The organism is Eikenella sp. Marseille-P7795 (assembly GCF_916618725.1).
GTDB classification, from domain to species: Bacteria; Pseudomonadota; Gammaproteobacteria; order Burkholderiales; family Neisseriaceae; genus Eikenella; species Eikenella longinqua.
This window is the reverse complement of the sequence record NZ_CAKAJZ010000010.1, coordinates 94616-101634: the sequence shown is the minus strand read 5'-3', so window position 1 is coordinate 101634 and position 7019 is coordinate 94616. Positions and strand designations below refer to the sequence as shown.

Below are 7019 nucleotides of genomic sequence, written 5' to 3'. Positions count from 1 at the left end.
GGCGGAATCGTCGTCCATCAGGATGCGGTGGGCGGGGCCTTCCAAATCGTCAAACTGGCCGCTGTGGCCGGACCACCAGAAAAAGTAGCCGATGATGAAGGCCAGCACAATGCTGATGGGGATGAGGATAAACACGCTGTCCATCAAAGGTTTCCTTCCAAATCGGTGAGCAGCAGGGTGTGGCCGCCGAGGCGCAGGTATTGCTGGCGGATGTCGGCGGCGGGGCTGCCTTCGGCATCGTATAAGGCGATGCCCTCGCCCTGCGGCTGCCAGGCGAGCATTTGGCCGGCCAGGGCGGCGAGCGCGCGGGCAGCTGCGGCATCGGCGGGCGGCAGCGGGGCTTCGTGCAGCTGGAGCATGGCGTGGCCGGATTGGGGCTCGTCGCCGCTGTCAGCAGTGAGCACGAGGAAGCCGAGCAGGGTGCCGTTTTCGGTGCTGAGGGTGAATTGGCGCATGGTTCAGGTAGCCTTTGGTTTTTCAGGTAGCCTTTTTAGTGGGCAGTTTGGATGATGACCCAAGCTGTTTTTCAGGTAGCCTTAATCGGCGGGCGGGCTGTTGAGCAGCCAGTATTGCAGGCCGATCAGGGTTTTGGCGTCTTGGATTTGGTTGGCGGCGATGGCTTCGCGCACGGCTTGGCGGGAAAGCAATACGGTTTCGACGAATTCGTCCGGGTCGGGCTCGCGGGTGCTGGTGGGCGTGATGCCTTCGGCGAGGTAGAGGTACATTTTTTCGTCGCAGAAGCCGGGGGCGGTGTAGAAGGTGTGCAGGAGGCGCACGCTTTGGGCGCGGTATGGGGTTTCTTCTTCGAGCTCGCGCGCGGCGCACAGGGCCGGGTCTTCGCCGGGGTCGAGCTTGCCGGCGGGCAGTTCGAGCAGGGCTTGGCCGGTGGCGTAGCGCCATTGGCGCACAAGCACGATTTCGTCTTGCGCGGTAACGGCGAGCACACAGGCGGCGCCGGGGTGGCGGATGACGATGCGGTAGCTTTGGTTGCCATTGGGCAGGCGCACGGTGTCGCGGGCGATGGTGACGAATTTGCCGTCGAAGATGGGTTCGCTGGAGAGATGGGTTTCGGTGAGGTTCATGGTGTGTGGAGGGGTTAAGGCTACCTGAAAGCAATGCCTTGGCGGAAGCGGATATTTTTCAGGTAGCCTTTAGTGGGGCGGTTATTGGGAAACGTAGCCGCGCAGTTCTCTGGCTTTGCTGCGGGCTTCGGCAGCGGTGCATTCGAGGCGGGCGAGCTGGCCGCTGTTGCCGCCGCCGGCCTGCTGGCCTGCCTGGGCGCATTTGGCGGCGCTGCTGGCGCTCCAGGATTGGTAGTCTTGGCCGATGATGTCTTTCACGTCGGCGGGCACGCTCTGCCATACGTTGCGCAATTCCTGCTGGGCGGATTGGGCGCGCTGGGTGGCTTCGGCCAGCTGGTTGCCGGTGTAGGCTTCGGCTTCCTGCTTGAGGTTGGGGATGCGCTGCTGCACTTCGCGGGTGTCGCACTCAATACGCAGGGCTTCCTGCTCCAGCGGGTCGGTGGCGTCGGCCTTGCTTTGGTAGGCGCATTGGCTGGCGCGCACGCGGTTCCATTGGTTTTGGGCATCTCTGAGCGAGGCTTGGGCAGCGGCGGGCAGGGCTTGCCAGGCTTTGTTGAGGTTGTCGTGCGCCTGTTTGTTTTCGGTGCGCAAGAGCTCGATGCGGGCTTGCAGGCGGGTTTGGTCGAGGGCGCTGAGCTCTTGCTGGCGGGTTTCTTCGGCGGCGGTTTGCTGGCGGATTTCGGCCACTTGTTTGGCTAAATCGGGGGCGGCGAGGTAGAAGGCCAGCGGCGGTTGCAGGCCGGAGGAGGCGGCTTTGCTGTCTACGTTGATCACGAGTTTGTCGCCGCTGTCGGTTTGGCTCACGCTGTAGCTGAGCGGGCGGATGTAGCCGCCTTGGCCGTCGGGCTTGAGGGTGGGGTCGCCGGCGGTCATCATTTCGTTGTATTCGATGCCGTCGCTTTCGTTGATTTCCATATAGTCGGAAATACTTTGCTTCAGGCGCGCTTGGGCGTCGGCTTTGGGGGCGAAGCGCAGGGTGGCTTCGCAAGCAAGCTGTTTGCTGCCTTCGGAGGCGGCTTGGGTGGTGCGGATGTCGGTGATTTCGAAGCCGAGCTGCTCGAGTGCGGCTTGAATTTCGGCGGCACCGGCCTGCGGGGTGGGCAACTCGTGGTCGGCAGGCGGGAAGGCGGTGGCTTGGATTTGGGCCTTGAGCTGCTCGAGTGCTTCAGGCGCTTCGCAGCTGAGGGTAACGGCGGGTTTGGTGTCTTCTTTGCCGCAGCCGGCGAGGGCGGCGGCGATGAGGATGGCGAGGGCGGGTTTCATCAGGGCTTTCATGGCGGTTTCCTTAGAGGAGGACATAGATGGTATTTTACCTGCAACGGAGTGGCGGCGGCAGGAAATTTTGTGGGTGCCGGGCTGAGTGAAGCTTTGGTTTTCAGGTAGTCTCTTGCGGGGCAGGAAGGCTACCTGAAAAATGGTCCGCGCAAATGGACGCGATATTTTTCAGGTAGCCTTTCTGTGTGCAGCCGAGCTCGCTCAGGGCTGCCTAAAGCTGAACTGTGTGTGCGCGGGCTGCTATTGCAGCAGGAGCCCGAAACGGATGCCGATTTTGCGCCATTGGGCGGCGTCGTCGGCCAGGGCGCCGGCGGTGAGGGGGTTCTCTTCGGGCCATTGGCGGCTGATGGCGAGGGTGTAGTGTTTGTTTTCGTAGCTCAGGCGGGTGCCGGGCGGGAGGGTGATGGGCAGGCGGGCGCGGCAGAACAAAACGGCAAGCCGCAAGGCGGCGATGGCGAGCCACATGGCGGGGCTAACGGGCAGCTCGACCATTTTTTTCAGGTCACCGCGCTGACCGAGCACGAGAGTGGCAAGAATGCGCTGCTCTTGGCGAGAAAAGCCGGGCATGTCGGCCTGCTCGAGGATGTAGGCAGAATGTTTGTGGTAGGCGGGGTAGGCGATGTCGGTGCCGATTTCGTGCACGAGGGCGGCCCAACGCAGGTATTGCTGCCAGTAGCGGCGTTCTTTTTCGGGCTCGTGTTCGGCGAGCATATCGAAAAACTGGGCGGCGAGTGTGGCAACGCGCTCGGCTTGGTTGGCACTCACATGGTAGCGCTCTTGGAAGCGGGCGATGGTTTGGTCGCGCATGTCTGCGTTGAGCTGGCGGCCGATGAGGTCGTAGAACACGCCGTCGCGTAGGGCGGCGTCGGTTACGCTCATGCTGTCGATGTCGAGCTCGGCAAACACGGCGCTCATCACGGCCAGCCCGCCGGCAAACACTTCGATGCGGTCGGCCTTCATGCCTTCGAATTTGGCTTTTTTGGCGCTGCCGGCTTCGATGAGGCGCTGGCTGATGCGTTGCAGGGTGGTGCGGGTGATGCGGTTGTCTTCGGGGTTGGCGGCGGCGATGAGGTCGCGCAGGGTGCGGGCGGTGCCGGAAGTGCCCACGGCGAGCTGCCAGCCGGTGGTTTTCAGGAGCTTGGCAATGCGCTGGATTTCGCTGCGGGCGGTGTTAACAGCGAGCTTGAAGGATTCGGCGGACACTTTGCCTTTGGGGAAGAAGCGCAGGGTGTAGCTCACGCAGCCGAGGTTGAGGCTTTCGGTGATCTCAGGCTGGAGCGCGCTGCCGATTACGAATTCGGTGGAGCCGCCGCCGATGTCCACCACCAGCATCTGCCCGCTGCCGGGCGGCAGGGTGTGGATAACGCCGGTGTAGATAAGGCGGGCTTCTTCGCGCCCGGCGATGATTTCAATGGGAAAGCCCAAGGCGGCTTCGGCGCGGGGCATGAAGGGGGCGATGTTTTTGGCCACGCGGAAGGTGTTGGTGGCCACGGCGCGCACTTGCTCGGGCGGGAAGCCGCGCAGGCGTTCGTGGAATTTGGCCAGGCAGGCGAGCGCGCGCTCTTGGGCGGCTTCGTCGAGCCGTTTGTGTTCGTCCAGCCCGGCGGCAAAGCGCACCATGTCTTTTATGGAATCAATAATTTGCAGCTGGCCGTTGTGGTTGGTGCAGATTTGCAGGCGGAAGCTGTTGGAGCCGAGGTCTACTGCGGCCAGCATATTGGCAGGGATGGTCATATCGGATAGGCCGGATGGAAAGCGCGTATCTTACCTTGCGGCGCCGGGCGTGTCATTACGGGCGGGATTTCAGGTAGCCTCCGGCGCCAACGGCTTTGCTATAATGCGCTTGAGGCTACCTGAAAAACGGTTTTTCTATTTTTCAGGTAGCCTGCATTATGGTTTGAATGATTGGAAAGGGTTGCAATGCGGATTAGTGCATACGGCGGAATGCTGAAACGGATGGCGGCAGAGGGGCTTTTGCTGTGGCTCTCGGCCTGCTCGCTGGTGAACTACCGGCCGGTGGCCACCATCTCCCAAGTGGACACCAACAGCGGCTACCGCTTGGAGCAAAGCATGGCGCAGCAGGATGACGACGTGTTTGTGGTGCTGCTGTTTTCCGGCGGCGGCACGCGCGCGGCGGCCTTGGGCTACGGCGTGCTGGAAGAGCTAGCCAAGCAGCGGGTGCACATCGGCGGGCGCGAAAAGCCGCTGCTCGACAGCGTGGATTTGGTGTACGGCGTATCCGGCGGCTCGGTGCTGGCCACCTATTATTCGCTGCACGGCCGCGACACCATTCCCGCCTTCGAGCAGCAGTTTCTCAAGCAGAATTTCCAACGGCAGGTGTCGCGCCAAATATTCTCCCTCGGCAACCTGCCGCGCCTCACCTCGCCCGAATTCGGCCGCGGCGACTTATTGCAGGAGCAGTTTGAAAGCACCCTGTTCGGCCACGCCACCTTCGGCGATTTGGCGCGGCGGCGCAAAGGCCCGTTTGCCGTGGTGTCCGCCACCGATATGTCGGTGGGTAAGCGCATTGATTTCACGCAGGAATTTTTCGACATCATGTGCCTAAACCTTTCCGATTTGCGCCTTGCCCGCGCCGTGGCCGCCTCCAGCGCCGTGCCCGTGGTGTTCAGCCCCATCACCCTCAACAACAACGGCGGTAACTGCGGCTACACCCTGCCCCCGCGCCTGCAATACGCCCTCGAGCATGGCAGCAGCGGGCAGCAGCAAAGCCAAACCCGCCGCGAAATCAGCCAGCAGCTCGAGCTCTACCAAAACAGCAAAGCACGCCCCTACATCCACCTGCTCGACGGCGGCCTCACCGACAACCTCGGCCTGCGCGGCCTGCTGGATGCCACCGAAATCTACCCCAGCCAAACCCTGCAACGGCAGATGGCCAACCAAAACATACGCAAAATCATCGTGATCAGCGTAAACGCGCAAAACCAGCTCGACAGCAGCATCGACCAAAGCGCCAAAGTGCCCGGCCTCTCCGACGTGCTGGGCGCCATCATCAACGTGCCCATCGACCAAAACTCGCAGGAATCCTTGCGCCGCGTCCGCGCCGTGGCCGACCAATGGAACGCCGGCGCCCAAGGCAAAGGCCGCCCCATCAGCCTGCACTTTATCAACCTCAGCCTGCGCGACCTGCCCGATTCCTCCCTGCGCAAAAACGTGCTCAACATCTCCACCAGCTTCTACCTGCCGCGCGAAGACGTGAACAACCTGAAAGAAGCCGCCCGCGTGCTCATGCGCCAATCGCCCGACTACGAGCGCATGCTGGCCGCCTTGTCGGAACACGCCGCCCCCGAAGCCCCGCTGCCGCCGCCAAGGGCGGCAACCGCCCCGCTGCCGCCGAAAGCCCAGCCGCCCCGCTCGCCTGCGCCAACGCATCCGCACCGGCGGCGGATTGTTTGCCCTCTGGCAAATAGCCGAAGCCCGGAGGCAAGGCTTCGGGAGGCTACCTGAAAAACGGGCGAAGCGAATTTCAGCGGAGCAAACGTGATATTTGTGTGAGTTCCGCCAAGCGCTTACCTGCAAGGAACAGCATGCCGTTTTCCGCCATTCGCGGCATGGCTGACGGTTTGGTTTGGAATCTTGGCATGGGCTGCATCTTGCGCCGATTGGCGTTGGGCTACCGCTTCCGATTAAGACAATGAAAAGGCTACCTGAAAGCGCAAGCTTCAAAGAAGTTAAAACGATCTCCGCGAGTTTCTACGAAGCTAAAATTTTTCAGGTAGCCTTTTTGAGTTGGAACGCAATCAAGGATGGGCGTGTTAAAAAACAGGGCAAGCTAGCGATAGGCTTCTTTGGTATCGATGATTTCCGAATAGTTCGGGTCAATATCCCGCTGCAGAAATGCTAACCATTTTTCCATGGCATACGCTACCTCCTTGCGAGGGAGGAATAAGATCGGTTGATAATCCTCATCCTCCGGATCTTCTGATGCAAATGCAAATCGCATCTGCACTTCATCGCCGACAATTTCTGCATCCCATCCTTCAGTACTAATAAGCTGGCGCTTAACTGATGGGTTGTTCAATTTATCTTTGGCAAATGGAGCAGAATATAATGAATCAGAATTACCTAACAAAGCTGCCAGTATCCTTTCCTCTTCAAAATCTGTTGTATGATCTGGTTCACTAGGCAAGTTACGTTCATTTGCCTCATATGATAAACAAATTGGTTCATGTTGATTATAACCAGGATTAAACTAATACGCATAAATAAGTTTCATAATTACTTACCTTTTTGTGGATAGAAATTAGTGATACGTCCGCTATTTTTATCAACGAACCACTCTATTTTTATTCCCGAAGGAGAATCACCTCGAAATTTATGGGTTGTTCCTTTTACACGATTTCCATTCTCAAAAGCCCTAGCTCCTTCCACCTTAATCCTATCCACCGACCAATGATCCGGGAACATGGTGGAAACGCCGTTACCGGCTTTAGGCACATACCGCCCGGTTTTGGGATCGTAGATGGAGACTTTGGCATCGTATGTGCCGTTCGGGTAGGTTCGCTCAATCCTGTCCACGCGTACCCTGCCGGTTGCGGTGGAATAGCCGCCCCTCGCGAATTGTCCGCATAGTCCGCCGATGATGAGGCTACCTGAAAGCGCAAGCTTCAACGAAGTTAAAACGCAGCATAGCGGGTTTCTGCG

General features: G+C 59.8%; 8 protein-coding genes. 1 reads left to right on the top strand and 7 read right to left on the bottom strand.

Annotated elements, in window-relative coordinates; translation table 11 throughout:
• From ccoS to ppx, 5 genes are all read right to left on the bottom strand, one after another.
• Window positions 1-144, bottom strand: a 144-nt coding sequence (gene ccoS, locus LG371_RS11435; RefSeq protein WP_225748565.1) for a cbb3-type cytochrome oxidase assembly protein CcoS, incomplete at its 3' end; no start/stop codon positions are given.
• Window positions 144-455 carry a hypothetical protein gene (locus tag LG371_RS11430; RefSeq protein WP_067591818.1) on the bottom strand — a complete coding sequence of 104 codons (312 nt, stop codon included), beginning with the start codon at window positions 453-455 and terminating at the stop codon, window positions 144-146. The genes LG371_RS11430 and ccoS, both read right to left, overlap by 1 nt.
• Before the next feature lie 81 nt (window positions 456-536).
• Complete coding sequence (locus LG371_RS11425; protein WP_067591821.1) at window positions 537-1082, bottom strand: NUDIX hydrolase; 546 nt, start codon at window positions 1080-1082, stop codon at window positions 537-539.
• Window positions 1083-1163: 81 nt separating this feature from the next.
• Window positions 1164-2357 (bottom strand): lysozyme inhibitor LprI family protein, encoded by a 1194-nt coding sequence (locus LG371_RS11420; protein ID WP_225748562.1) that lies wholly within the window; start codon window positions 2355-2357, stop codon window positions 1164-1166.
• A gap of 240 nt (window positions 2358-2597) precedes the next feature.
• Window positions 2598-4091, bottom strand: a complete 1494-nt coding sequence (gene ppx / locus LG371_RS11415; protein WP_225748561.1) for an exopolyphosphatase — start codon at window positions 4089-4091, stop codon at window positions 2598-2600.
• 186 nt (window positions 4092-4277) lie between these two features.
• On the opposite strand from ppx, the gene LG371_RS11410 reads away from it, so the two are divergent.
• Window positions 4278-5822: a patatin-like phospholipase family protein gene (locus LG371_RS11410; protein WP_225748560.1), complete on the top strand. Its 1545-nt coding sequence runs from the start codon at window positions 4278-4280 to the stop codon at window positions 5820-5822.
• Window positions 5823-6147: 325 nt separating this feature from the next.
• On the opposite strand, the gene LG371_RS11405 is transcribed toward LG371_RS11410, so the two are convergent.
• Both LG371_RS11405 and LG371_RS11400 read right to left on the bottom strand, forming a co-directional pair.
• A complete protein-coding gene (locus tag LG371_RS11405; RefSeq protein WP_225748559.1) occupies window positions 6148-6504 on the bottom strand; it encodes a DUF5376 family protein in 357 nt (118 codons plus the stop codon).
• Window positions 6505-6593: 89 nt separating this feature from the next.
• Entirely contained in the window at window positions 6594-6986 is a 393-nt protein-coding gene (locus LG371_RS11400; protein WP_225748558.1) for an EndoU domain-containing protein, read from the bottom strand.
• Between the last annotated feature and the right edge of the window lie 33 nt (window positions 6987-7019).

Bases quoted from the DNA above. Each gene is read 5' to 3' on its own strand.
- LG371_RS11430 (WP_067591818.1), bottom strand. From the start codon at position 455: ATGCGCCAATTCACCCTCAGCACCGAAAACGGCACCCTGCTCGGCTTC.
- LG371_RS11425 (WP_067591821.1), bottom strand. From the start codon at position 1,082: ATGAACCTCACCGAAACCCATCTCTCCAGCGAACCCATCTTCGACGGC.
- LG371_RS11420 (WP_225748562.1), bottom strand. From the start codon at position 2,357: ATGAAAGCCCTGATGAAACCCGCCCTCGCCATCCTCATCGCCGCCGCC.
- LG371_RS11410 (WP_225748560.1), top strand. From the start codon at position 4,278: ATGCGGATTAGTGCATACGGCGGAATGCTGAAACGGATGGCGGCAGAG.
- ppx (WP_225748561.1), bottom strand. From the start codon at position 4,091: ATGACCATCCCTGCCAATATGCTGGCCGCAGTAGACCTCGGCTCCAAC.